A 21,095-nucleotide genomic window follows, 5' to 3' on the forward strand; every position below is an offset into this window, starting at 1 on the left:
AAGCGCCACCGCTCGATGTGCCGCCGCCGGCGCCGGCGCCGGCGCCAGCGCTACCGCCGCTCTGCGCCATCGCCGAGCCGCCGAAGAGAAGCGCCGCCGCGGTGAGGGAAACGAGCTTGGTCATGTTCATGAGTTCCTCCTGTTGCATTGGTTGCTGCAGGAGAAACAGCCTGTCGGGGCGAACGTTGCGCCGATCTCAACTATCCAGAAACCGCCTCGTTGCAGCCACTGCGTCGGCAAGACCGATGCGCTCTACGGTCACGCCCGCCGGAAAGGCACTCAGGAGACGGGAGGGCAAGCGTGAATCGAGCATCACGAAGACACCACGGTCGTCGGCCCGACGGATCAATCGTCCATAGGCCTGCTTGAGGCGCAGCCGCGCCAGCATGTCGTCGTAACCGTTGGCGCCCGCGCCGGCCGCCTTCCAGTGCGCCTTGCGGGCGCGGTGCAGGATGTCGGGCCGCGGCCACGGTACGCGGTCGAACACGATGAGGCGCAACGAGCGACCCGGCACGTCGACACCGTCACGCACCGCGTCGGTGCCGAGCAGGCAGGAATGCTCCTCGGCACGGAAAATATCGACCAGGGTCGCTGCGTCCATGCCGCCGACATGCTGGGCGTAGAGCGGCAGTCCGGCTTCTTCCAGAACCGGCGCGATGCGCTGGTGGACGGCGCGCAGGCGGCCGATCGCCGTGAAGAGTCCCAAGGCGCCGCCTCCCGCCGCCAGGAAGAGTTCGCGATAAGCCGCGGCCACCTGATCGGCATCGTCGCGCTTCACGTCCTTCACGATCAGAACCTTGGTCGCGTTCGCATAGTTGAATGGCGATGCCATGGCCGCGCGCGTGGCCGGAGCCGCAAGATGACGAGTCCCGGTTCGCGCTTCGGCGACCATCCAGTCGGCCTGCATCGTGACGTCCTCGTCGTTGGCCGCCTGCGGCACGCCGAGCGAATCGCGCAGGGTCGCCGATGTAATGACCGCGCCATGCGCGGGCCGGATCACCGAATTCACGAAGGGCTCGGCCGGATCTAGATAGTGGCGGTACATGCCGACGTCGTACTCGCGGCCCTGCACGCGTTCGACGGCGAACCAGTCGACAAAGGCAGGATCGGGATCGTTGTGCAGGCCGCGGAGCATGGCGCGCCAGGATTCGAGCGTCAGTTCGCAGCGGTTGGTGAGCGAGCGCGCCACCCCCTCGATGCGGGCGCGCTGGCCCGAGTCGAGCTTGTCGGCCTCGCCTTCGAGCTTGGCCCGCAACGCCTGGCGCAGTCGACGCACAGGCTGCAGCATCTTCTCGAGCGCATCGGCCAGCCGGTCGGCGGCCTCAAGCAGGCCGGGATTGAGGGGGCGCACGTCGCATTCCTGGCCGAAGCCCTGATCGTCGCCGGCTGATCGCGCGCGCACCTGCTGGCGCACCAGCGCGAGAAACTCTTCGGCCGGGCCGAGCACGGTGCCGTCGGCCAGCCGCGTCTGCCAGTTGGAGGAGGGGAGCTGCTGGGCGAGATCGAGCAGACGGCGCAAAGCATTCTGCGCTTCGACATCCTCGCCGAGAATGTCGCTGACCCTGCGTTCCAATCCGCGCGCACGGCTGCCGCGACGTCCCTCCGCACCCAGCAGCCAGCGCCGCAGATCCGAGGTCTCGACGCCGCTCAGATGCGCGCCGAAGGCGCCGTCGGCGGCCTCGAACAGGTGATGGCCCTCATCGAAGACGTAGCGCAACGGCCGCGTGGCGTCGTCGAGGCCTCCCATCGCCGCCTGGATCATCACCAGCGCGTGGTTGGCGATGACGATGTCGGCCTGGCGCGCGCGGCGGATGGTACGCTCGACGTAACACTTCCGATAATGCTCGCACGCCGAGTAGATGCACTCTCCGCGCCGGTCGGCCAGCCGCTGCACGCGGCTGCGGCCGACCAGGTCGAGCAGCCAGGCCGGCAGGTCGCCGCCAATCATGTCGCCGTCGCGGCTGGCCAACGCCCAGCGCGCCATCAGGCCGAGACCAACCGCATTCTCCGGCATCAGGCCGGTGCGCATTGCCGCCTCCTGGAAGTTCAACAGGCAGAGATAGTTCTCGCGACCCTTGCGGATGACGACGCGGCGCCGCTTTTCGGCGGAGTCACGATGCAGTCGGTCGAGCTCGGTGTCGATTTGGCGCTGCAGGTTGCGCGTGTAGGTCGAGATCCAGACCGGCGCGCCGTTCTTCTCGGCCCACAGGCTGGCGGGCGCGACATAGCCCAGGGTCTTGCCGACGCCGGTGCCGGCCTCGACCAGCACGACATGGGGTTTGCCTTCCTCCTCGCGCGGCGCGAAGGCCCCGCTGGCGGCCGAGGCATAATCGCTCTGGGTCGGCCGGGCCTCGGCCATGTTGGAGCCGGCCGAGACGAGATGGGCCAATCGCAATCTCGCTTCACGCGGCTCGACCGGCTGGCTGCCGGGTGGCGGTGCGGGCGGCGGCTCTTCCCACACGGGCAGGCTCTTCCAGATATCGAGGCCTGCGCCGGGGCGGGATTTCTTGCTCGCCTGATCGAGGCCGAGGGCGTCGAGCACCGCAGCGCCCCAGCTCCATCGGCCACGGGCCATGGCGAGCGCCGTTTCCTTCATTTCGGACGAAGCCAGCGCCGCCATGTCGTCGAGCTCGTCGAGCAGAGCGCGCGCGAGCGCCGGCAGAGCCGACACCTCCTGTTCGGGCGTCGCGGGGACTTCCATGCCGAGCGCGTCGCACAGGCCGCGCACGGTCGGTAGGCAGAAGCGTGCCGGTCGCACGAAGGCGAAGAGTTCGAGCAGATCGTGTGCCGGGAGGTCCTCGAGCCCGAGTCGTGCCGCCACCGCGGGCGCGTGGCAGACCAGCGGCCGGTTGCCGGCCGCCCGACGTCCTGCATCGGTGCCCGAGAGACGCTCCAGCGTGCCGTCAGGGGCACGCCACAGCGCGCCGCGGGCAGTCGCGACCAGGGCCGGCCAGGAGGAGGTCGCGAGGATCGTCACCGGGCGGTGAATAGCACAGAGCAAATGTCCGATGCAGCGACTGTCGGTTGCGTCTAGAATCACGTGTCATGAAACCACCTCCCGTCATCAAGAAGACCACCGCCGTCTTCCACCAGTCCGGCGCCCTCCCCGTTGGCAAGGGCAAGATCACCGGCATCATCGCGCTCACGCTGGGTGGTCTCGCAGTGCTCGCCGTGCTGGCGTTCCATTTTCCCGAGTATTTGACCACGCCGGATCTGCGAAAGAAGTACGACGTGGGCCTGCTCCGGCAGGTTCTGCTGGTCGGCATGGTGATTGCGGGTGGCATGGCGATCGCCAATCTGGTCCAGCGCCGCAATCGCTGGCTGAACGGCACGGCGCTGGCCCTGATCATCCTCGCAGCGGCGATGGGCGGCCACCGGGTCCCCGTATCCGACTTTCCCGACAATACGCCGTATGTCGGCCTCGACTGGTTCATCCTCGACCTGCTCGGTTCGAGCATGATCTTCATCCTGATCGAGAAGATGGCGCCGCTGCATCGCGACCAGCCGGTCTTCCGACCGGGATGGCAGACCGACTTCACGCATTTCATCGTAAACCACCTGCTGGTCGGCCTGGCGCTGTTGATCGTGAACTTCGCGATTCACCGGCTGTTCGGCTGGCTGGTGTGGGATCCTCTGCAGAAATGGGTGGGCGGCCTGCCGTTCTTCGCCGCGCTCTTCCTCGTCCTCCTGGTTGCCGACCTCGTGCAGTACTGGACGCACCGCGCCTATCACGAGATCCCGTTCCTCTGGCGCTTCCACGCCGTGCATCACAGCGCCGAGCACATGGATTGGATGGCCGGCTCGCGGCTCCATCTGTTCGAACTGCTGACGACGCGTGTGTCGATCCTGGGCGTGCTCTACGTGCTGGGGTTCAGCCAGGCGGTCACCGACGTCTATATCGTGATCGTGGGCTTCCAGGCGGTGTTCAACCACGCCAACGTCCGGCTGCCGGCGATCTTCGGCAAGGCGCCGCTCAAGTGGCTGATCGTGACGCCCGACTTCCACCACTGGCATCACAGTTCCGAGCGCGAGGCGATCGACCGCAACTACGCCGCCCACTTCGCTTTCATCGACTACATCTTTGGCACCGCGGTGAAATCCGATCGGCGCTTCCCCGGCAAATACGGCGTTCTGGGCGACTACATGCCGACCGGCTTCGTGCGCCAGCAGCTCTTCCCCTTTACGTGGAAGGGCTGAGGGCGCGGCGCCTGGCGTCGGCCATCAGCGACAGGACGGCGGCCAGCACGAGCGCGGCGACGGCGGCCAGCAGCGGCATCGCGAGACTCCCCGTGGCGTCATAAACGTAGCCCGCGAAGGCCGGCCCCAGGATTTGACCGATGCTGAACGAGACCGTCATCAGCGCGATGCGTCCTCGCGGATCGCTGCCGCTCGAACGTGTGGCGACGAGGCCGAGTGCCGTCAGGCTTACGAAGGTACCCCCCACGAACACCGCCGAGATCACGATGCTTACCGGATGCAGCCACAGCGCACTGGCCGCGACGCCCGCCGCCTCGACGATACAGGCCACGGCGTAGATGCGAAGGACGCCCCAGCGTCGGCCAAGTGCAGTCCACAGTGCCACCGAGGGAACGGCGCAGAGGCCGAACAGCAGCCAGATGTAGGGTTCGAGCGGGGCGATCGACGAAGCCCCGCGGACCATGTCGACGATGAAGGTTGCGGTGATGACGTAGCCGAAGCCGAACAGGCCGTAGGCGAGAAGAAGGGCCACGAAGTCGGCGGACAGGCGCATGCCGGTCGGACGTTTCACCGTTCGCGCCGCCGTCTCGTCGGGCGGCACCAGCCAGGCGACGGCGAAACCTGCTGCGACGGCAAACACCGCGCTGGCGTACCAGAGCAGGCTCCAGGCGGCGCCCAGCTGGAGCAGAACGGCAACGATGATTGCCGAGACGGAGATGCCGACGCCGACGCCCGCGAAATGCACAGCGGAGAGCGCCCCCTGTCCCGAGGCGCTCAGACGGTCGATCACGAGCGCAGAGCTGAAGATCAGCGCGAAGGCACTCGCCCCACCCGCGACGATGCGCAGGCTGATGAAGACCGGCATCGCGGTCGCAAGGCCCATGCCCAGCAGGCAGATCGCCGTGACCGCGAGGGAAGCCAGCAGCCAGAAACGGCGCGAGCCCGGCAGGCGCGCGGCCGCCAGCAGCGCGCCCGCGAGATAGCCCAGGAAATTCGCCGAGGCGATCAGCCCGGCCTGCGACTTGCTGAGGGACAGGGCCTCGACCATGGCCGGCAGGATCGGCGTGTAGACGAAGCGGCCGACGCCGATACCGGCTGCCATCGCCAGCAGGCCGCCGATCGAGAGCGAGAGTGCGCGTTTATTCATTGCAGACGCGGCACTTTGGGCCGCTGCTGCAATTGACGCAAATGGCCCTCGCACCTAGTTTGGCCGACCCATGTCCCAGATCGATCGTACCCTTGCCGAGGCCGCGCGCGCGTGGCCGTTTGAAGAAGCCCGCAAGCTCGTCGCCCGCACCGGCGGCAAAGCGCCGGCGAAAGGCTATGTGCTGTTCGAGACCGGCTACGGCCCGTCGGGCCTGCCGCATATCGGCACGTTCGGCGAGGTCGTGCGCACGACGATGGTGCGCCAGGCCTTCCGCCGTCTGTCCGACGTGCCGGCGCGGCTGTTCTGCTTCTCCGACGACATGGACGGCCTGCGCAAGGTGCCGGACAACGTCCCCAACAAGGAGATGCTGGCGGCCCATCTCGGCAAGCCGCTGACTTCGGTGCCCGACCCGTTCAGCAACGAGCATCCGAGTTTTGGTGCGGCGAACAACGCTCGCCTGCGCGCCTTCCTCGATTCGTTCGGCTTCGAGTACGAGTTCCAGTCGGCAACCGAATGGTACCAGTCGGGCCGCTTCGACAAGATGCTGCTCTCGATGCTGCGTCACTACGACGAGGTCCAGGCGGTCATGCTGCCGACGCTGGGCGAGGAGCGCCGCGCGACCTACTCCATCTTCCTGCCGATTTCGCCCAAGACGGGCCGCGTACTGCAGGCGCCGGTGATCAAGACCGACGCCGATGCCGGCACCATCGTCTATCGCGACGAGGACGGCTCGATGGTCGAGACGCCGGTCACCGGCGGTAACGTCAAGCTGCAGTGGAAGGCCGACTGGGCGGGCCGCTGGTTTGCGCTCGACGTCGACTACGAGATGTACGGCAAGGATCTCATTCCTTCGGCCGAACTCTCCGCCAAGATCGTGCGCATCCTCGGCGGCAAGCCGCCGGAGGGCTTCAACTACGAACTCTTCCTCGACGAGGAAGGAAAGAAGATCTCGAAGTCCAAGGGCAACGGCCTCTCGGTCGAGGAATGGCTGCGTTACGCATCGCCCGAATCGCTGGCGCTCTACATGCACCAGCAGCCGCGACGCGCGAAGCGGCTCCATTTCGACGTGATCCCGCGGGCCATCGACGACTATCTCTCGCTGGTCGAGAAGTTGCCGGCCGAGGAGCCGGCACGCGCGCTCGAGAATCCGGCCTGGCACATCCATGACGGTGCGGCGCCTGCCAATTCGGCGGCCGGCGTTACCTTCGGGATGCTGCTCAATCTCGCGGGTGTAGCCAACACCGAAGACAAGGATGTTCTCTGGCAGTATCTGCGCCGCTACGTGCCGGGCGCGACGCCGGAGACCGCGCCCTATCTCGACCGGCTCCTCGCCGGTGCGGTCGCCTACTACCAGGACTTCGTGAAGTCCTCGAAGAAATTCCGGCTGCCCAACGACCGTGAGCGCCCGGCGCTGCAGGACCTGCTCGAGACGCTGCGCAGGATGCCCGAAGATGCGACAGCGGAACTCATTCAGGACGAGGTCTATGAGGCGGGTAAGCGCCATTTCGCCAAGGAAGAGCTGCGGCAGTGGTTCAAGACGCTCTACGAGGTGCTGCTCGGCAGCGAGCAGGGGCCGCGCATGGGCGCCTTCATCAAGCTCTATGGCCGCGACAATGTCGTGAAGCTGATTGAACGCGCGCTGGCCGGCGAGGATCTGGGCAAGGCAGCGTAGGGGCCAGCGACATGCATGACGGCGTCGTCTTCGATTATCTCAATCCCGACGTGCCGGCCGGGCTGCGCCTGCTCGACGTTCCCCTGGTCCGTGCCAACCGCGAGACGATCAAGGGCTACGGCGAGGTCGTGCGCGATCCGAAGAAGCAGAAGATCGAGATCGTGCCGTGGCCGCTCACTGGCTCGCGCAAGCTCGATGCCGGCACTGGTATCGAAGGCGGCACGACCGAGGGCATCTTCACCTGCGAATGGCGTGACAACGAGCTGATCGGCCGCAACGAGGCGGTCGGCGGCCACTATGTCATCGGCTTCCGTGACCTGCCGGAGACGGTGCGGCCCGGCGTCAAACTGAGCGATGGCCGGGTGCTCCTGTGGCACTGCAACTACCACCCCGATGGCGGGCAGCTCTTCTGGCCTCTCGACGGCAAACCCTTCGTCGTGCCGGCCGCGCTGCCGGGCGACGATCTCCAGCCTGAGACCTTCAAGGCTTTCTGGTCGGACGGCAGCTTCGGCATCTACATCCATCCCGGCATCTGGCACGAAGGCGTCTTTCCGGTGAACGAGACCGGCCGCTTCTTCGACAAGCAGGGCAAGGTGCACGCGCGCGTAAGCTGCGATCTTGCGCGCGAGTTCGGCGTGCTGCTCAACGTGCCCCTGCCGCAGGGCTGAAGCCCGCGGCGGCCCGGAAGACCCGCGACAAGGCGGCGATCGCTTCGGGCCGTTCGATCGCGCCCTCGTCCTGGGCCATCATCTCCCAAACGGCTCCTTCAACGGCGGCAAGCGCCACGGCGAGTTGCCTCGGGTCGTCGATCCTTGCACCGGCCGTCGCGAGCTTGGCTTGAAGGGCCGGCACGAACCGTCGCGCTTCCTCGATGATCGCCTGACGCCCCTGCACTTCGGGCAATGCGTCGCGTAGCGCCAGCGAGACGGCGAGTCCTTTGCGCTTCTCGGTCACGAAGGCTGCGATGGCTGCTTCGATGGTCTCTTCCGGCGTGGCGGCCGCCGAAAGGTCTGCGGCGATGACCGCGGTCAGATAGGTGCGGGTGCGCTGTCGGACGATCTCGACGGCGATCGCGTTTCGGTTGGGGAAGTACTGGTAGAGGGAGCCGACGGAGACGCCGGCCAGCGTCGCGATGCGCGTCGTCGTGCAGGCAGCCCATCCGTCACGCCTCAGAATGCGAACGGTCGCCTCGACGATGGCATCCACCGTTGCGGTCGAGCGGGTCTGGAGGGGCTTCTTGCGCGGTTTCAGGGCGGCCGGCACGGCGGGACTCCGATGCGAATGGACGGTCAGCAACCGAGTTTCCATTTTCAATGGACCTCAGCCGGAGTCAAAGAATGACAGCCACCCATCTCGTCACTGGAGCCACATCCGGGCTCGGCCTTGAACTCGTGCGCCTTCTGCTTGCGGAACCCGCAACTCGTGTCGTCGCCGGTGCTCGCCGGCCTGCGGAAGCGCAGGCGCTGCGCAGTGTCGCAGGTGAAGATCGCCTGCATATCCTGCCGCTCGATCTCTCCTCGCTCGCATCGACGGCCCAGTTTGCCGACGCGGTGACGAAGCATCTCTCAGGCGATCATCTCGCCTCGATAGCCGCCAACGCCGGGGGCCAGAACGTGCGTACCCGGAACATGACGAAAGACGGCTACGAAGAGACACTGCAGGCGAACTGGTTGGCACACGCGATGCTGGTCGAGCGGCTGTTGCCGTGCCTCGAGCCGCGCGCGGCGGTCGCCTTTACCGCAAGCGGAACGCATGACCCCGCTGACCCCGGCGCCCGCCGGTTCGGTTTCCGGGGCGGGATCTATCCGGGAATCGAACGGGTGGCCTGCGGCGACCTCGACACCAGCGTGCCGGCCAAGCAGCAGGGCATGGATCGCTATGCCACGTCCAAACTGGTGGCCATTCTGCATGTCTACGCCCTTGCGCGCCGTACGCCCGCGGATGGTCCGCGCTGGTTCGCCTACGATCCCGGCCTGATGCCGGGCACGGGGCTGGCACGCACCCGCTCCGCCTTCGAGCGTTGGGCCTGGTCGACGATCCTGCCGGTGGTGGCGCGGACGATGCCCGGCGCCAGCACGCCGCGCCGATCGGCGGCGACCTACGCGCGATTGCTCACGGGACGCCTGTTCCCGCAGGAGAGCGGTGTGCATCTCGATTTCGCCGGACGCAGGACGGAAAGCTCGGCCGATTCAAAGCGTCGGGACTGGCAGGACGAAGTCGCGGCTTTTGCAGGCGCGATCGCTCAGGGCTGGCGTTCGCCAGCCGCGGAGACGGCACTCAGATAGGCGACGATCATCCGCACGATCTCATCCTCGAAGGCCCGGCTGGCGAGGAAGGGCTGCTCCTCCAGCACCGCGGCGCGGACGACGCCCATGAGGGCGCGCGACACCACGAAGGCCTGTTCGCGGGTGAGCGGTCCGACCAGCGGGTTCGGCCCGCGCCCCACGGTTTCGCCAGCGCGGGCGATGAACGCCGCGACGGGCGCCATCAGCTCGATGCCGTTTCCCTGCGCCAGCAGCGCCTGGACGACCGCCTTGCGGGCGCGCTGCCGGCCGCGAAAGGCGTGGACGATCGCCCGCACCATCGCCCGCACGCGTCCCTCGACCGAGGGATCGTCGCCGCCCTGCAGAGCCCGGCCGACCTCGCGCAGCGCGGCGTCCATCTCGCCACGGGCCAGCGCCACGAGTAGCGCATTCTTGTCGGCGAAGTACTGATAGAGCGTGCCGATGCTGACGCCGGCCCGCTCGGCCACCGCGTTGGTGGTGAAGGCGGTGAGGCCGCCCTTTTCGAGAATCTGAGCAGCGGCTTCGACGATCGAGTCAACGGTCTGCGCCGCCCGCGCTTGCCGAGGGAATCTTCGTTTGTTTTCAGGGGCTTGGCGACGGGAGGCCATGGCGGCACCTGGTAGGGGAAGGCGAGTAACAGAATATGAGCATCACTCATATATTGGGCGCCGGCAAGTCATCCGGAGGCTTTCGTGCAGTCACTCGCCATTCTCTATCTCGCTATCCTGCCGCTCGTGATGGCGGCGGCGCTGATCGAAGGCATCTGGCAATCGCGCACGCGGGCCGAGGCCTACGATTGGAAATCCTGGGCTTGCTCGCTGGGCGATCTCGCAGGCCGCCGCCTGCTGGCCTTCATTCCCTACACGTTTGCCGCGCCGTGGCTCGGCTGGATGTACGAGCATCGTCTGTTGACCCAGTCGCTCGACAGCGTCTGGTCGGTGCTGCTGCTCGTCGTCGGGCTCGAATTCTTCTACTACTGGTTCCATCGCGCCAGTCACACCGTGCGCTGGTTCTGGTCGGCGCACTCGGTGCATCACTCGCCCAACCAGTTCAACTTCGCCATGGCCTACCGTCTGGGCTGGATCGGCCGCTTCACCGGCACCTCGATCTTCTTCACGCCACTGGTGCTGCTGGGTTTCACGCCGGAGACGGTGCTCACGGCGCTGTTCCTGAACCTGCTGTACCAGTTCTGGATCCATGCCGACTGGATTCCGAAGCTCGGCTGGCTGGAAGGCATCCTCAACACACCGTCGGCGCATCGCGTCCATCACGCGCGCAATCCGGAGTATCTCGATGCCAATTTCGGCGGCGTGCTGGTCGTCTTCGACCGCCTGTTCGGAACCTATGTGCCGGAGCGCGACGACCTGCCCTGCGACTTCGGTCTGGTCTCGCCCGCGGTCTCGTCGCGCAATCCGTTCGTTCTCAACATCGGCCCGTGGGTCGGGCTCGCGAAGGACTTGGCCTCGGCGCGCTCGGTCCGGGAAGTCTGGATGTACCTGTTCGGGGCACCGGGCTGGCGTCCAGACGGGACGGGCCTGACGGCCGCCGAGTTGCGCCGGGCCCATGCACTGCGCGCCGGGAGCGCCGAAACTCGGGCTGCCATGACGTAATCTCCCTTGAGCCGTCCGATCGCCGCCAACAGATTGGAGGCAGAGGAGAACGCCATGGCGAGAGACAAGGTCTGCGTCGTGATCGGGGCGGGTGATGCGACGGGCGGCGCCATCGCCCGCCGCTTCGCGCGCGAAGGCTATACCGCCGTCGTGACGCGTCGCAGTGCCGACAAGCTTCAGTCGCTGGTGGCGCGCATCGTGGAAGAAGGCGGCCGGGTCCATCCCTTCGGCTCCGACGCCCGCGACGAGGCGCAGGTCGAGGCGCTGTTCCGCCAGATCGAGACCGAGATCGGCGAGGTCGAGGTCTTCGTCTTCAACATCGGCGGCAACGTGCGGTTCGACATTCGCGACACGACCTCCCGGGTCTATCGCAAGGTCTGGGAAATGACGGCTTTCGCCGGCTTCCTGACGGCGCGCGAGGCGGCCAAGGCCATGGTGCCGCGCGGCAAGGGCACGATGATCTTCACCGGGGCCACCGCGTCGATTCGCGGTGGCCGCGGCTTCTCGGCCTTCGCCGGCGGCAAGCATGCGGTGCGAGCGCTGGCGCAATCGATGGCGCGCGAGCTTGGCCCTCAGAACATCCATGTCGCGCACGTCATCGTCGACGGCGCCATCGACACCGAATGGATCAAGGCCAACTTCCCCGACCGCTACAATGTCGGCCCGGACGCGATCCTCAACCCCGACGACATCGCCGAGACCTACTGGCAACTCCACCGTCAGAAGCGCAGCGCCTGGACCTTCGAGATGGACATCAGGCCGTGGAAGGAGAACTGGTAGTTGCTCGGGGGCGGTGTGTGATGATGGGCATACGCAAACAAAGCCCGTCGTCTCGGCCGGAGCCTCGCGAAGCGAGGCGGAGTGGAGAGACCTTTTCTCCACAAGTTGCCGGCTATTGGTGGAGCGAAGGCCTCTCCACTCCGCGCCTGCGGCGCTCCGGTCGAGGCGACGGAGTGTATGTGATGTTTGGCCCCTTTAAGGTTGCGTCGCCCGCAGCTTCAGCAGCGCCAGCATCATGTCGATGGTCGGCGTCTCGACGCCTGCCAACTCGCTGAGGTCGGCGATCGAATCGGCGAGCGCGTCGATCTCGAGCGGCTTGCCGGACTGAAGGTCGGTCAGCATGGACATTTTGTGGTCGCCCAAGCCAACGGTGAACTCGATACGCTTTTCCATCGGCGTCGCCATCGTCGCGCCGAATCTGGCAGCGACCGCCTCGGCTTCCGTCATCATGCGCCGGGCGACCTCGACAGCGCCGGTGCTGCGACCGATGCCGCCATTGTCGGCCAAAGTCAGCACCGCGATCGGGTTCCAGGTGAGACTGTTGATCATCTTGCTCCAGATCTCGGCTCGGATGTCGGCCTTCACCGGTGCCTTGAGCCCGGCCTCGGTCATGGCCGCGCTGAGCGCGGCGACACGCGGTGAACTCGAACCGTCGGGCTCACCCAGCGGGAGGTAGCACACTTCGTTCTCGAGATGCGCGACGCCGGGCTCGGGTACGACGCCGCCCGCCCAGTAGGCGCAACCCAGCGCCCGCTCGGGGCCGAAAATTGACCATTGCCGGCCGTTCGGGTCCATGCGCTTCAGGCGGCTGCCCTCGAATGGGCCAGCCAGTTTGTGAAAGAACCAGTAGGGCGCGCCGGTGGTCGGCGGGATCAGTGCCGTCTGCGGACCCAGCAACGGCATCACCTTGTCGAGGACCGTGAGGTACTGGTGCGTTTTCAGGGTGATGAAGACGACGTCCTGGGGGCCGAGTTCGGCAGGATCGTCGGTTGCGTTTACCCTGACCGTGAACTCCTCGTGCGGCGAGATCAGCCGCAGGCCGTTGCGGCGGATGGCGTCGAGATGGGCGCCGCGTGCAATCAGGCTCACCTCGACGCCTTTCACGCGCGCGAGGTGGGCGCCGATGATCCCGCCGATCGAGCCGGCGCCGTAGAGGCAGATTTTCATGGCGTCAGCCTAGATGCTTCACGGTCTCTGCGGAACTGGCGTTGCGTGCGGTCGTTGAGTCGCGAATTGCGAAGAAGAAGGAGGACCCGGCATGACCGCGCAGACCATCGATACCAGCAAGCTCTGGGACATGATCGGGGACATCCGGTTCGGCATGCTGACCGTGCGGGGCGCCGACGGGCGCCTCTATTCGCGGCCGATGACCACCCAGAACGGCGAGGCCGACCATGGCGGCGTCAGCTGGTTCTTCATGTCGCGATCCGGCCAGCCCGTGGCCGACCTCACGGCGTCGCCCGACGTGAACGTCGCCTATGCCGATCCGGCCTCCGAGAGGTATGTCTCGGTGAGCGGCGCCGGCCGCCTCGTCGAGGACCCGGTGAAGAAGCAGGAACTGTGGAGCACGGCCGCCAAGGCCTGGTTCCCCGGCGGGGTGGAAGATCCCGACCTCGCCCTGGTCGCGGTTCTCGTCGCCGAGGCGGAATATTGGGATGTGAAGGCCAACAAGGCCGTCCAGATATTCAAGCTCGCCAAGGCCGCGCAGACTGGGGAAGAACAGGCGAATCCAGGGGAGCATCGCCGCGTCCGCATGCGCTGACGCGGGCTGGTGGGTACTTCAGCGGCGCGGCGTCGTCGCCGCGCCCACACCGGCACCCACCGCGCCGCCCACCAAGGCGCCGGGCAGCAGCCCGATCGGGGTGAGGGCGCCGACGAGAGCGCCAGTGCCGGCACCGATTCCGCCGCCCGTCACAGCCCGCTGACCCCAGGTATCGCCACAGGCGGCGAGGGTGAGAGCCAGAAGGGAAATGCCGACGACCTTCATCATATGTTCAACTCCATTGCGTGCCTGAATAGGCCTTCCGAGTGTGCGAGGTTTCCACAAATGGCCGCTCTGCGGTGTGTCTTCATGGTGACCTTGGCCTGGTTCGGCCTGGCCTTTCCGCTGCGGGCACAGATGGTGGGAGGCTTCGATTACGCCCCGGAATATGACTTCTCGGAATTCTGGGCGGCGACCGACGGCCGCCTCTTTCAGGTGATCGTCGCGGGCAATCCCTTTCCGCAATGGCCGCTGGAACAGGTGAAGGAGCGGCTGCTGCCGGTGATGCAGGCCAACAAGCCGAGGCCGGCTCTCACCTTTACCTACCAGTCTCCCCCCGAGGAACTCCGGCCCAGCTACCGCCTGGTGCTGGTCTTTTCTCCGGCAAACGATCTCACGGCGGCGCGCGTCTGCGCCCGGCAGTATTTCCTGAAGGCGCCCGCGCCGGGCCGCATCTATGTGTTCGGCGTCTATTGTCGCAACGATCTCGCGCTCTCCCAGACGACGGCGTGGACCCAGGCGACCGGGCCCGACGATCCGCGGCTCGGTCAGATGTTCGCGCAACTGTTCATGGTCCTGTTCGACGACCGGCGCTGGCAGCGCTTCCCCTTCAATCCGTGGTTTGCCCGCTAGCCGATCCGGCCTAAGAGAGAGGCCATAGCAGGGGGATCTCTTGGGTACCGACGTTGAAATCTGGATGCTCTTCGCGCCGTTCTGGCTGCTGGGCATGTTCGCGGCGCTCGGCGCGCTCTGGCATTTCGTGCAATTCCTGAGCGTGCACCGGAAGGCGCATGCGGCCGGTCAGGTATCCAAAAAATACGAACTCGGCGCACGCCTTCAGCCGCATGAGACCACGGCGCAGGGGCACCATCATTTTACGAAGGCCAAGAGCGCCTTGCTGCTGTTCGTCGGATTCATCGCACTGGGACTGGTGGCCGGCGTCCTGTGGACACTCTGGCGGGGCTAGGTCCCCTCCGTCATTCGGCCACCAGCCCCACGACCTCATAGTGGCCCGGGTCGGACGACGGACCGGCAATCAGCAGCTGCTGGTCGCAGGCAGTCAGAGCCAGGATAAGCAAACCGAGGGAAACGAAGACCCTGCGGAACATGACGAAATCCTCCATCTACCCGAGGAACGCCGGCCGTTTGCCTTTGGTTGCGGGGTTTTGCAGTCTGCCTGCTCAAGACTGGAATAACGGGGCGGGGGCCCGAGCCTGAATCATGACCCGACATCGTATGCTGCGCCGCATCGCCTATGTGCGGCGCAACCGCTGCAGTGCCCTGGTGGTGGCGCTCACCTTCTTCATCCTGCTCAACCCCCTGTTGGCCATCTCGGCGATCGGCGGCTCCATGCTCGGGGTAGCGTTGTTCGCCGTGCTCGTCCTGGCGGTCTGGGCGCTGCGACTCGAACGGCCTGTTCTCTGGGGGCTGGGTGTATTCGGATTCATCACCGTCGATACGCTGATCGCCGACCGGATGGGCTATAGCGGGCTGCGGCCCATTGCGCTCGGCGCCACAGCTGTCTTCGTGGGAGCAATCACCATCGCGCTCCTGGCCTATGTGCTCGACCGCCGGCCGATCACGACCGACAAGGTGTTCGGCGCCGTGGCCGCCTACATCCTGATCGCGATGTCCTTCGCCAGCCTGTTTGGCTTCCTCCAGGTGTTCCAGGCCGATGCCTTTACGGCCGCCATAGCCCACGGTCCGGACGGCAAGCTCAACTGGCCGGACCTGATGTACTTCTCCTTCACCGTTCTGACCTCGACGGGTTTCGGAGAAATCACGCCAGCGACGCCGATGGCGAGGTCCCTGATCGTGATCGAGCAGGTGCTGGGCGTCATGTACGTCGCTTTCCTGATTGCGCGGCTGGCCAATCTTTACGGCTCACCGAAGCAGCTACGCTAGCGAAGTCCAATCTCGCTCTGCGCATCGTCCAAAGGCCCTCGGCCGCGCTATACTCGTCCGCAAAATCAGATGAGGAACGCCATGGCAATCGCGGCTGAAGCGACACGGACAAGCGAGACTGCCGACATGGTCGAGCCCGGCATGCTCGAACGATGGGATGTCATCGTGATCGGCGCAGGCCTTTCGGGCATGTACCAGCTCCTGAAGCTGCGTCAGATGGGCTTCAAGGCGCGGGTCTACGAGGCCGGCGGCGGTGTCGGCGGCACCTGGTACTGGAACCGCTATCCCGGCGCGCGCTTCGATTCCGAGAGCTGGACCTACGGCTTCTCCTTCTCGCCCGAGGTGCTGAAGGAGTGGGACTGGAAGGAGCATTTCTCCGGCCAGCCCGAAAATCTGCGCTACTGCGAGTTCATCGCCGACAAGTTCGACTTGCGCCGCGACATCACCTTCGACACCCGCGTGAAGGCGGCACACTGGCACGAGGCGGCCAACGAATGGGAGGTCACCTTCGAGAAAGGCGGTCGCGCCCGCGCCCGCTTCCTCGTCACCGCAATCGGGCCGCTGTCGTCGCCCACCATGCCGACCATTCCTGGCATTGAAGATTTCACGGGCGAGTCCTGGCACACCGGCCTGTGGCCGCATCATCCCGTCAGCTTCGAGGGCAAGAAGGTCGCCGTGATCGGCACCGGCGCGTCGGGTGTGCAGGCGATCACCGAGATCGCCAAGACGGTGGGCGAGCTCACCGTGTTCCAGCGCACACCAAACTGGTGCACGCCGCTGCGCAACAGTCGCATCGAGCCCGAGACGATGGCCGACATCCGTTCGCGTTACGACCAGATCTTCGCGCAGTGCCGCGAGAACTGGGGCTGCTTCGTCCACACTGCCGATCCGCGCCATTCGACCGACGTGACGGCGGAGGAGCGCGAGGCCTTCTTCGAGAAGCTCTACAACACGCCGGGCTTCGCCTTCTGGCAGGGCAATTTCCGCGACGTGCTCATGGACCAGGCGGCCAACGACGCGCTGACGGACTTCGTAATCAAGAAGATCCGCGCCCGCGTGAAGGACCAGACGATCGCCGACAAGCTGATCCCGACAAACCACGGCTACGGCACGCGCCGCGTGCCGCTCGAGAGTGGTTACTTCGAGGTCTACAATCAGCCCAACGTGAAGCTGGTCGACATCCGCGAGACGCCGATCGAGCGCATCACCGAGACCGGCCTGCGGGTTGGCGATGTCGATTACGACTTCGACATGATCATCTACGCCACCGGCTTCGACGCCATCACCGGTGCCTTCGACCGCATCGACTTCCAGGGCCGCAATGGCGAGAAGCTCCGCGACAAGTGGGCCGACGGGCCGCACACCTATCTTGGCCTCAACGTCACTGGCTTTCCCAACATGCTGACCCTGGTAGGCCCGCACAATGCGGCGACCTTCTGTAATCTGCCGCGCTGCATCGAGCAGAACGTCGAGTTCGTTTCAGAGCTGCTGGAGTACATGCGCGACAAGGGCCTGACCCGCATCGAGGCGACCCCGGAGGCCGAGGCGACGTGGACGGCGCATGTGTACGAGACGGGTTCACGACTGCTGCTCACCAAGGTCGATTCCTGGATGACCGGCGTGAACAAGAACGTTCCCGGCCGCCTCAAGCGCACCTTCATGGCCTATGCCGGCGGCGCCCCCAAGTACCGCCAGAAGTGCGAAGAGATCGCTGCCAACGGCTATGAGGGGTTCGCGCTGCGCTGAAAATTTATCGCGCACCGCGCACGAGTCGGCCGGGGCGGGCGCCGGTGAATTCGCCGTTGCGGTAGGTCACCTCGCCACCCACGATCGTGGCGCGATAGCCTTCGGCCTTCTGTTCGAGCCGGCGGCCGCCGCCCGGCAGGTTGTGAACGGGATGCGGCGCGGAGACTTTCAGCCGATCGAGATCAATCACGTTGAGGTCGGCCTTGTAGCCCACCTCCAGCCGTCCGCGATCGCCGAGGCCGACGGTGCGGGCCGGCACGTCGGTGAGCTGCCGGATCGCCCAGGGCAGGGGCCAGCGCTCGCACTTACGGTCGCGCGTCCAGTAGGTGAGAGCGTGTGTCGTGTAGCTCGCGTCGCAGATCAGCCCGTAGTGGGCGCCGCCGTCGCCCAGCGCCATGACGGTGTGCTCGTGGCGCAGCATGCTGGCCATATTGGCGTCGGAGCAATCGGTGTAGTTCGCGCCGGGATGGAACAGGATGGTGCGGCCGTCGCCGCTCACCAGCAGGTCGTAGGCCAGCTCAAGCGGCGAGATGCCGAGTGCGGCAGCCCGCGCGTCGAGCCGCTGGTCGGCCGGCGGCGTGTAGTCGGGCGGATCGCCTAGCACGAACATGTTGGCGACGCTGCGCATGAAGGCCAGCATCTGGGGATTGCGGTAGGTCGGCTGTTCGACGAGCAGCCTTGCCTTCATCGCCGGATCGCGCAGCTTCGCGAGCTTGGCCTCGAGCGGTAGGCTCTCGACCTCGCGATAACTCGGGCAGGTCGAAAAAGGATGGAACGACAGTTCCAGCCCGTAGAGCACGGCGACGGGCCGAGCCGCGACCTGGCCGCGGATCGGCAGGCCGTCGCCATGCGCGCGCTCGATCTCGCGCAAGAGCGTCTGCCAACGTCCGGGATAGAGCGACAGGTCGAGCAGGGTGAACGAAAGTGGCCGGCCCGAAAGTTCGACCAGCCGGCGCAGCATGGCGAACTCGGTCGCACCTTCTGCTGTCGTGTCGGAGAAATCGTCCAAAAGCTGGATCACGCCCTTGCCGGCGCGTCGCATGCCGCGCGCGATCGCCGCCAGCTCTTCCTCCCCGGCGGTGATGGTCGGTGTCAGGGCGCCGTCAGGCGTGCGATGAAAGAGTGAACGTGAGGTCGAAAAGCCCAGCGCGCCAGCGTCCAGACCCTCCTGAACAAGCTTCGCCATCTCTGCCATGTCAGATGCGTTTGCAGGCTCGCGGTCGACGCCGCGCTTGCCCATGACGAAGACGCGTAGCGGCGCATGCGGTACCTGCGTGGCGAAGTCGATGTCGCAACGGCGCTTCGATAGGGCGTCGAGATAGTCGGGAAAGCTCTGCCAGTTCCAGGGCACGCCCTCGCGCATCACCAGCTCGGGAATGTCCTCGACGCCCTCCATCACGTTCATCAGCGTGTCGCGGTCCTCCGGCCGGCAGGGCGCGAAGCCGACGCCGCAATTGCCCATCAGCACCGTTGTCACGCCGTGACCCGAAGAGGGTGAAAAGCGATCGTCCCAGGTGACTTGGCCGTCATAGTGGGTGTGGATGTCGACGAAGCCCGGCGTCACGGCGAGGCCCCTGGCGTCGATTTCCTCGCGGCCCGCGCCGTCGATCCGGCCCACGGCGGCGATCTTGCCGTCCCGGATGGCGACATCCGCTTCGCGCGGCTCGGCTCCGGTCCCGTCGAACACCGTTCCATTGCGCACGATCAGATCGTATGAGGCGGCCATGGCGTCCTCCCGCAAGAGTTGCTCCTGATTTGCTAGCACTCCAGGGACGGGAAGTGAAACACCCACACGAAAAAGCCGGGACCTCGCGGTCCCGGCGTTGTCGCTTAGATAAGCGGAAATGGTCAGCGTATGATCGTGACCTGGAGCGCGGTTTGCACGCTGTACACGGTGGTGATCTGTGTGCCCGGCTTGATCGTCTTCAGTGCGGCCTTGCCGGCCTCGCTCACGACCTGCGGCATCTGGATGACTTCGCCGCTGTTGGGTGAGGGCTTGTCGGGCTCGCCACCGGAGGCGTTGATCAGGAACACCGTGTTGGTCGCCAGGTCGACCTTGGTGCACATGCCGGCCATCGACCACAGGCGGATGGGCTCCCGCGCGCCGGGGATGCCGTCGATCCGCGCGCCCTGGCTCATCATCGCCTTGGCGCGCGCCGTCGCGGCGGGCGTGGTCGGAGCGATCAGGAAGTCGACATAGTCGTACCATTGCACGTCGACGATCTGGCCGACGCGCAGCGCGCCGTAGTTGGTGACCAGGTCGGCGGCCTTCATCTTCACACGGCCGAGATCCTGCCAGACGATGACGAAACCGCGCGTCCTCTCGTCGATGCTATAGATCGTGCCGCGCTTGAAGTTCTGATAGGTCGAGGCAATGTAGAGATCTTCCTGCGCCTTTGCAGAGAACGGCAGGACAGGCAGCGCAGCGGTCGAGAGCGCAGCGCTTCCCAGCAGCTTCAGAGTCGAACGGCGATTCGTTTGCATCGATGTCTCCCCCTCTCATCGCGCAGGATGATCGGCTCCGGCGCGGTCGTGGTCAGCCTCCGAACAGACGCGCGGTTTTATGCCGACGAAAGAATTGTCCGGCAACTCCCTTTGCAGCATTTCTACGGCTGCGAATCCGCAATCCCGTCCGCTGGCGTCAGAAAAACGTGACTTGAACCTTGGAGCGCCTGGGCCGGTTATGGCGGCGGAAGGATCACGCCATGCCCCCTGCGAGCGCCCTGCTGTCCGTCGCCCATGCTTTGCCTCCCCACCGGCTGCTGCAGACCGAAGCGGCGGAGGCGGCGCGGGGAATGTTTGCCCATCGCTACGCCGCCTTCGAACGGATGGCGCCGGTCTTCACGACTTCCGGCATCGAATCCCGGTACACGGTGAAGCCGCTCGACTGGTATTTCGCCTTGCTGGGATGGCCCGAGCGCAATGCCGCCTATCTCGAGGGCGCGCAGGACCTGTTCGTGGAGGCCGCGACAGGGGCGCTCGCGGCGGCAGGGTGCGCTGCATCCGAGGTGGACACGATCGTCACGATCTCCTCGACCGGCGTCGCGACGCCCAGCCTGGAAGCGCGCGCCGCCGCGCGCATGGGCTTTCGCACGGATGTCGAGCGGGTACCGGTGTTCGGGCTTGGCTGTGCCGGCGGCGTCTCGGGCCTGGCGATCGCCAGCCGACTGGCTGCGGCGCGACCGGGCGCAACCGTGCTGATGGTCGCCGTCGAGATCTGCACCGCGGCCTTTCGCATGGATCAGCTCACGCCCGCCAACATGGTTGCGACGGCCCTGTTCGGTGACGGCGCTGCGGCCTGTGTCGTCCGTGCCGACTCAGGCGAGCCGGGACTCGCCCGGATCGAAGGGGCGGGCGAACATCGCTGGCCGGATACGCTCGATATCATGGGTTGGAAAGTCGATCCGACGGGCCTGGGCGTCATCTTCGACCGGTCCATTCCGCCCTTCGCCGAGCAGGAAGTCGGGCCGGCGGTGGCGACGATCCTCGAACGCCTCGGCATCGCGCGCGCCTCGGTCGACCGCTTCGCCTGCCATCCCGGCGGCGCCAAGGTGATCACTGCCTTGGAAACGACCCTGCATCTCGCGCAAGGCACGCTCGACCATGAACGCGAGGTGCTTCGCCAGTACGGCAACATGTCGGCGCCGACGGTGTTGTTCGTACTGGAGCGTCTCGTGGCTGCAGGTTTGCCGCAGCGCACGGTCCTGGCGGCGTTGGGACCGGGCTTCACCTGCAGCGCCCTGTCGCTCGCCCGCGCCGCCTGAGGATCCTA

General features: G+C 66.1%; 21 protein-coding genes. 12 read left to right on the forward strand and 9 right to left on the reverse strand.

Annotated elements, in window-relative coordinates; genetic code table 11:
- Positions 1-196: 196 nt before the first annotated feature.
- Positions 197-2,977 (reverse strand): ATP-dependent DNA helicase, encoded by a 2,781-nt coding sequence (locus tag ACT6UX_RS25235; protein WP_444777911.1) that lies wholly within the window; start codon positions 2,975-2,977, stop codon positions 197-199.
- A 68-nt stretch (positions 2,978-3,045) separates the two neighbouring features.
- Here ACT6UX_RS25235 and ACT6UX_RS25240 point away from each other — a divergent pair, with 68 nt between their 5' ends.
- Entirely contained in the window at positions 3,046-4,197 is a 1,152-nt protein-coding gene (locus tag ACT6UX_RS25240; protein WP_444777912.1) for a sterol desaturase family protein, read from the forward strand.
- Here the strand turns inward: ACT6UX_RS25240 and ACT6UX_RS25245 are convergent.
- Positions 4,181-5,344: a YbfB/YjiJ family MFS transporter gene (locus ACT6UX_RS25245; RefSeq protein ID WP_444777913.1), complete on the reverse strand. Its 1,164-nt coding sequence runs from the start codon at positions 5,342-5,344 to the stop codon at positions 4,181-4,183. The genes ACT6UX_RS25240 and ACT6UX_RS25245 overlap by 17 nt on opposite strands.
- A 70-nt stretch (positions 5,345-5,414) precedes the next feature.
- Here ACT6UX_RS25245 and ACT6UX_RS25250 point away from each other — a divergent pair, with 70 nt between their 5' ends.
- Together ACT6UX_RS25250 and ACT6UX_RS25255 are read left to right on the forward strand one after the other, a co-directional pair.
- Positions 5,415-7,016, forward strand: coding sequence for a lysine--tRNA ligase (locus ACT6UX_RS25250; RefSeq protein WP_444777914.1), 1,602 nt, complete (start codon positions 5,415-5,417; stop codon positions 7,014-7,016).
- An 11-nt stretch (positions 7,017-7,027) separates the two neighbouring features.
- Positions 7,028-7,684, forward strand: coding sequence for an ureidoglycolate lyase (locus tag ACT6UX_RS25255; RefSeq protein WP_444777915.1), 657 nt, complete (start codon positions 7,028-7,030; stop codon positions 7,682-7,684).
- On the opposite strand, the gene ACT6UX_RS25260 is transcribed toward ACT6UX_RS25255, so the two are convergent.
- Positions 7,659-8,279, reverse strand: coding sequence for a TetR/AcrR family transcriptional regulator (locus ACT6UX_RS25260; RefSeq protein WP_444777916.1), 621 nt, complete (start codon positions 8,277-8,279; stop codon positions 7,659-7,661). The genes ACT6UX_RS25255 and ACT6UX_RS25260 overlap by 26 nt on opposite strands.
- A 74-nt stretch (positions 8,280-8,353) precedes the next feature.
- Between ACT6UX_RS25260 and ACT6UX_RS25265 the strand changes: the two genes are divergently transcribed.
- Entirely contained in the window at positions 8,354-9,301 is a 948-nt protein-coding gene (locus tag ACT6UX_RS25265) for an SDR family NAD(P)-dependent oxidoreductase (RefSeq protein WP_444777917.1), read from the forward strand.
- On the opposite strand, the gene ACT6UX_RS25270 is transcribed toward ACT6UX_RS25265, so the two are convergent.
- Positions 9,259-9,909 carry a TetR/AcrR family transcriptional regulator gene (locus ACT6UX_RS25270; protein ID WP_444777918.1) on the reverse strand — a complete coding sequence of 217 codons (651 nt, stop codon included), beginning with the start codon at positions 9,907-9,909 and terminating at the stop codon, positions 9,259-9,261. The two genes, ACT6UX_RS25265 and ACT6UX_RS25270, sit on opposite strands and share 43 nt — an antisense overlap.
- 84 nt (positions 9,910-9,993) lie before the next feature.
- Between ACT6UX_RS25270 and ACT6UX_RS25275 the strand changes: the two genes are divergently transcribed.
- Entirely contained in the window at positions 9,994-10,911 is a 918-nt protein-coding gene (locus ACT6UX_RS25275) for a sterol desaturase family protein (RefSeq protein ID WP_444777919.1), read from the forward strand.
- A gap of 54 nt (positions 10,912-10,965) precedes the next feature.
- Complete coding sequence (locus ACT6UX_RS25280; RefSeq protein WP_444777920.1) at positions 10,966-11,691, forward strand: SDR family oxidoreductase; 726 nt, start codon at positions 10,966-10,968, stop codon at positions 11,689-11,691.
- Positions 11,692-11,886: 195 nt separating this feature from the next.
- On the opposite strand, the gene ACT6UX_RS25285 is transcribed toward ACT6UX_RS25280, so the two are convergent.
- A complete protein-coding gene (locus tag ACT6UX_RS25285) occupies positions 11,887-12,858 on the reverse strand; it encodes a ketopantoate reductase family protein (RefSeq protein WP_444777921.1) in 972 nt (323 codons plus the stop codon).
- A 91-nt stretch (positions 12,859-12,949) separates the two neighbouring features.
- Between ACT6UX_RS25285 and ACT6UX_RS25290 the strand changes: the two genes are divergently transcribed.
- Entirely contained in the window at positions 12,950-13,453 is a 504-nt protein-coding gene (locus tag ACT6UX_RS25290) for a pyridoxamine 5'-phosphate oxidase family protein (RefSeq protein WP_444777922.1), read from the forward strand.
- Positions 13,454-13,471: 18 nt separating this feature from the next.
- Here ACT6UX_RS25290 and ACT6UX_RS25295 read toward each other — a convergent pair whose 3' ends face one another.
- Positions 13,472-13,681, reverse strand: coding sequence for a bacteriocin (locus tag ACT6UX_RS25295; protein WP_298305841.1), 210 nt, complete (start codon positions 13,679-13,681; stop codon positions 13,472-13,474).
- Between the two features lie 57 nt (positions 13,682-13,738).
- Here ACT6UX_RS25295 and ACT6UX_RS25300 point away from each other — a divergent pair, with 57 nt between their 5' ends.
- Positions 13,739-14,305 (forward strand): hypothetical protein, encoded by a 567-nt coding sequence (locus tag ACT6UX_RS25300; protein ID WP_444777923.1) that lies wholly within the window; start codon positions 13,739-13,741, stop codon positions 14,303-14,305.
- Positions 14,306-14,369: 64 nt separating this feature from the next.
- Complete coding sequence (locus tag ACT6UX_RS25305) at positions 14,370-14,639, forward strand: hypothetical protein (protein ID WP_444777924.1); 270 nt, start codon at positions 14,370-14,372, stop codon at positions 14,637-14,639.
- Positions 14,640-14,649: 10 nt separating this feature from the next.
- On the opposite strand, the gene ACT6UX_RS25310 is transcribed toward ACT6UX_RS25305, so the two are convergent.
- Positions 14,650-14,781, reverse strand: coding sequence for a hypothetical protein (locus ACT6UX_RS25310; RefSeq protein ID WP_444777925.1), 132 nt, complete (start codon positions 14,779-14,781; stop codon positions 14,650-14,652).
- Positions 14,782-14,893: 112 nt separating this feature from the next.
- On the opposite strand from ACT6UX_RS25310, the gene ACT6UX_RS25315 reads away from it, so the two are divergent.
- On the forward strand, positions 14,894-15,577 hold the full coding sequence (locus ACT6UX_RS25315) for a potassium channel family protein (RefSeq protein WP_444777926.1): 684 nt from the start codon (positions 14,894-14,896) through the stop codon (positions 15,575-15,577).
- An 81-nt stretch (positions 15,578-15,658) separates the two neighbouring features.
- Positions 15,659-17,323: a flavin-containing monooxygenase gene (locus tag ACT6UX_RS25320; protein WP_444777927.1), complete on the forward strand. Its 1,665-nt coding sequence runs from the start codon at positions 15,659-15,661 to the stop codon at positions 17,321-17,323.
- Between the two features lie 4 nt (positions 17,324-17,327).
- Here the strand turns inward: ACT6UX_RS25320 and ACT6UX_RS25325 are convergent, their stop codons facing one another.
- Both ACT6UX_RS25325 and ACT6UX_RS25330 read right to left on the reverse strand, forming a co-directional pair.
- Entirely contained in the window at positions 17,328-19,049 is a 1,722-nt protein-coding gene (locus tag ACT6UX_RS25325) for an N-acyl-D-amino-acid deacylase family protein (protein WP_444777928.1), read from the reverse strand.
- 122 nt (positions 19,050-19,171) lie between these two features.
- Positions 19,172-19,807, reverse strand: coding sequence for a hypothetical protein (locus ACT6UX_RS25330; protein ID WP_444777929.1), 636 nt, complete (start codon positions 19,805-19,807; stop codon positions 19,172-19,174).
- Positions 19,808-20,028: 221 nt separating this feature from the next.
- Between ACT6UX_RS25330 and ACT6UX_RS25335 the strand changes: the two genes are divergently transcribed.
- A complete protein-coding gene (locus tag ACT6UX_RS25335; RefSeq protein ID WP_444777930.1) occupies positions 20,029-21,087 on the forward strand; it encodes a type III polyketide synthase in 1,059 nt (352 codons plus the stop codon).
- The last annotated feature ends 8 nt before the right edge of the window (positions 21,088-21,095 follow it).

Origin of the sequence: Reyranella sp. (genome assembly GCF_052439685.1) — a bacterium.
GTDB lineage: Bacteria > Pseudomonadota > Alphaproteobacteria > Reyranellales > Reyranellaceae > Reyranella.

Bases quoted from the DNA above. Each gene is read 5' to 3' on its own strand.
- ACT6UX_RS25240 (WP_444777912.1), top strand. From the start codon at position 3,046: ATGAAACCACCTCCCGTCATCAAGAAGACCACCGCCGTCTTCCACCAG.
- ACT6UX_RS25245 (WP_444777913.1), bottom strand. From the start codon at position 5,344: ATGAATAAACGCGCACTCTCGCTCTCGATCGGCGGCCTGCTGGCGATG.
- ACT6UX_RS25250 (WP_444777914.1), top strand. From the start codon at position 5,415: ATGTCCCAGATCGATCGTACCCTTGCCGAGGCCGCGCGCGCGTGGCCG.
- ACT6UX_RS25255 (WP_444777915.1), top strand. From the start codon at position 7,028: ATGCATGACGGCGTCGTCTTCGATTATCTCAATCCCGACGTGCCGGCC.
- ACT6UX_RS25265 (WP_444777917.1), top strand. From the start codon at position 8,354: ATGACAGCCACCCATCTCGTCACTGGAGCCACATCCGGGCTCGGCCTT.
- ACT6UX_RS25270 (WP_444777918.1), bottom strand. From the start codon at position 9,909: ATGGCCTCCCGTCGCCAAGCCCCTGAAAACAAACGAAGATTCCCTCGG.
- ACT6UX_RS25280 (WP_444777920.1), top strand. From the start codon at position 10,966: ATGGCGAGAGACAAGGTCTGCGTCGTGATCGGGGCGGGTGATGCGACG.
- ACT6UX_RS25285 (WP_444777921.1), bottom strand. From the start codon at position 12,858: ATGAAAATCTGCCTCTACGGCGCCGGCTCGATCGGCGGGATCATCGGC.
- ACT6UX_RS25290 (WP_444777922.1), top strand. From the start codon at position 12,950: ATGACCGCGCAGACCATCGATACCAGCAAGCTCTGGGACATGATCGGG.
- ACT6UX_RS25295 (WP_298305841.1), bottom strand. From the start codon at position 13,681: ATGATGAAGGTCGTCGGCATTTCCCTTCTGGCTCTCACCCTCGCCGCC.
- ACT6UX_RS25300 (WP_444777923.1), top strand. From the start codon at position 13,739: ATGGCCGCTCTGCGGTGTGTCTTCATGGTGACCTTGGCCTGGTTCGGC.
- ACT6UX_RS25305 (WP_444777924.1), top strand. From the start codon at position 14,370: ATGCTCTTCGCGCCGTTCTGGCTGCTGGGCATGTTCGCGGCGCTCGGC.
- ACT6UX_RS25310 (WP_444777925.1), bottom strand. From the start codon at position 14,781: ATGTTCCGCAGGGTCTTCGTTTCCCTCGGTTTGCTTATCCTGGCTCTG.
- ACT6UX_RS25315 (WP_444777926.1), top strand. From the start codon at position 14,894: ATGACCCGACATCGTATGCTGCGCCGCATCGCCTATGTGCGGCGCAAC.
- ACT6UX_RS25320 (WP_444777927.1), top strand. From the start codon at position 15,659: ATGGCAATCGCGGCTGAAGCGACACGGACAAGCGAGACTGCCGACATG.
- ACT6UX_RS25325 (WP_444777928.1), bottom strand. From the start codon at position 19,049: ATGGCCGCCTCATACGATCTGATCGTGCGCAATGGAACGGTGTTCGAC.
- ACT6UX_RS25330 (WP_444777929.1), bottom strand. From the start codon at position 19,807: ATGCAAACGAATCGCCGTTCGACTCTGAAGCTGCTGGGAAGCGCTGCG.
- ACT6UX_RS25335 (WP_444777930.1), top strand. From the start codon at position 20,029: ATGCCCCCTGCGAGCGCCCTGCTGTCCGTCGCCCATGCTTTGCCTCCC.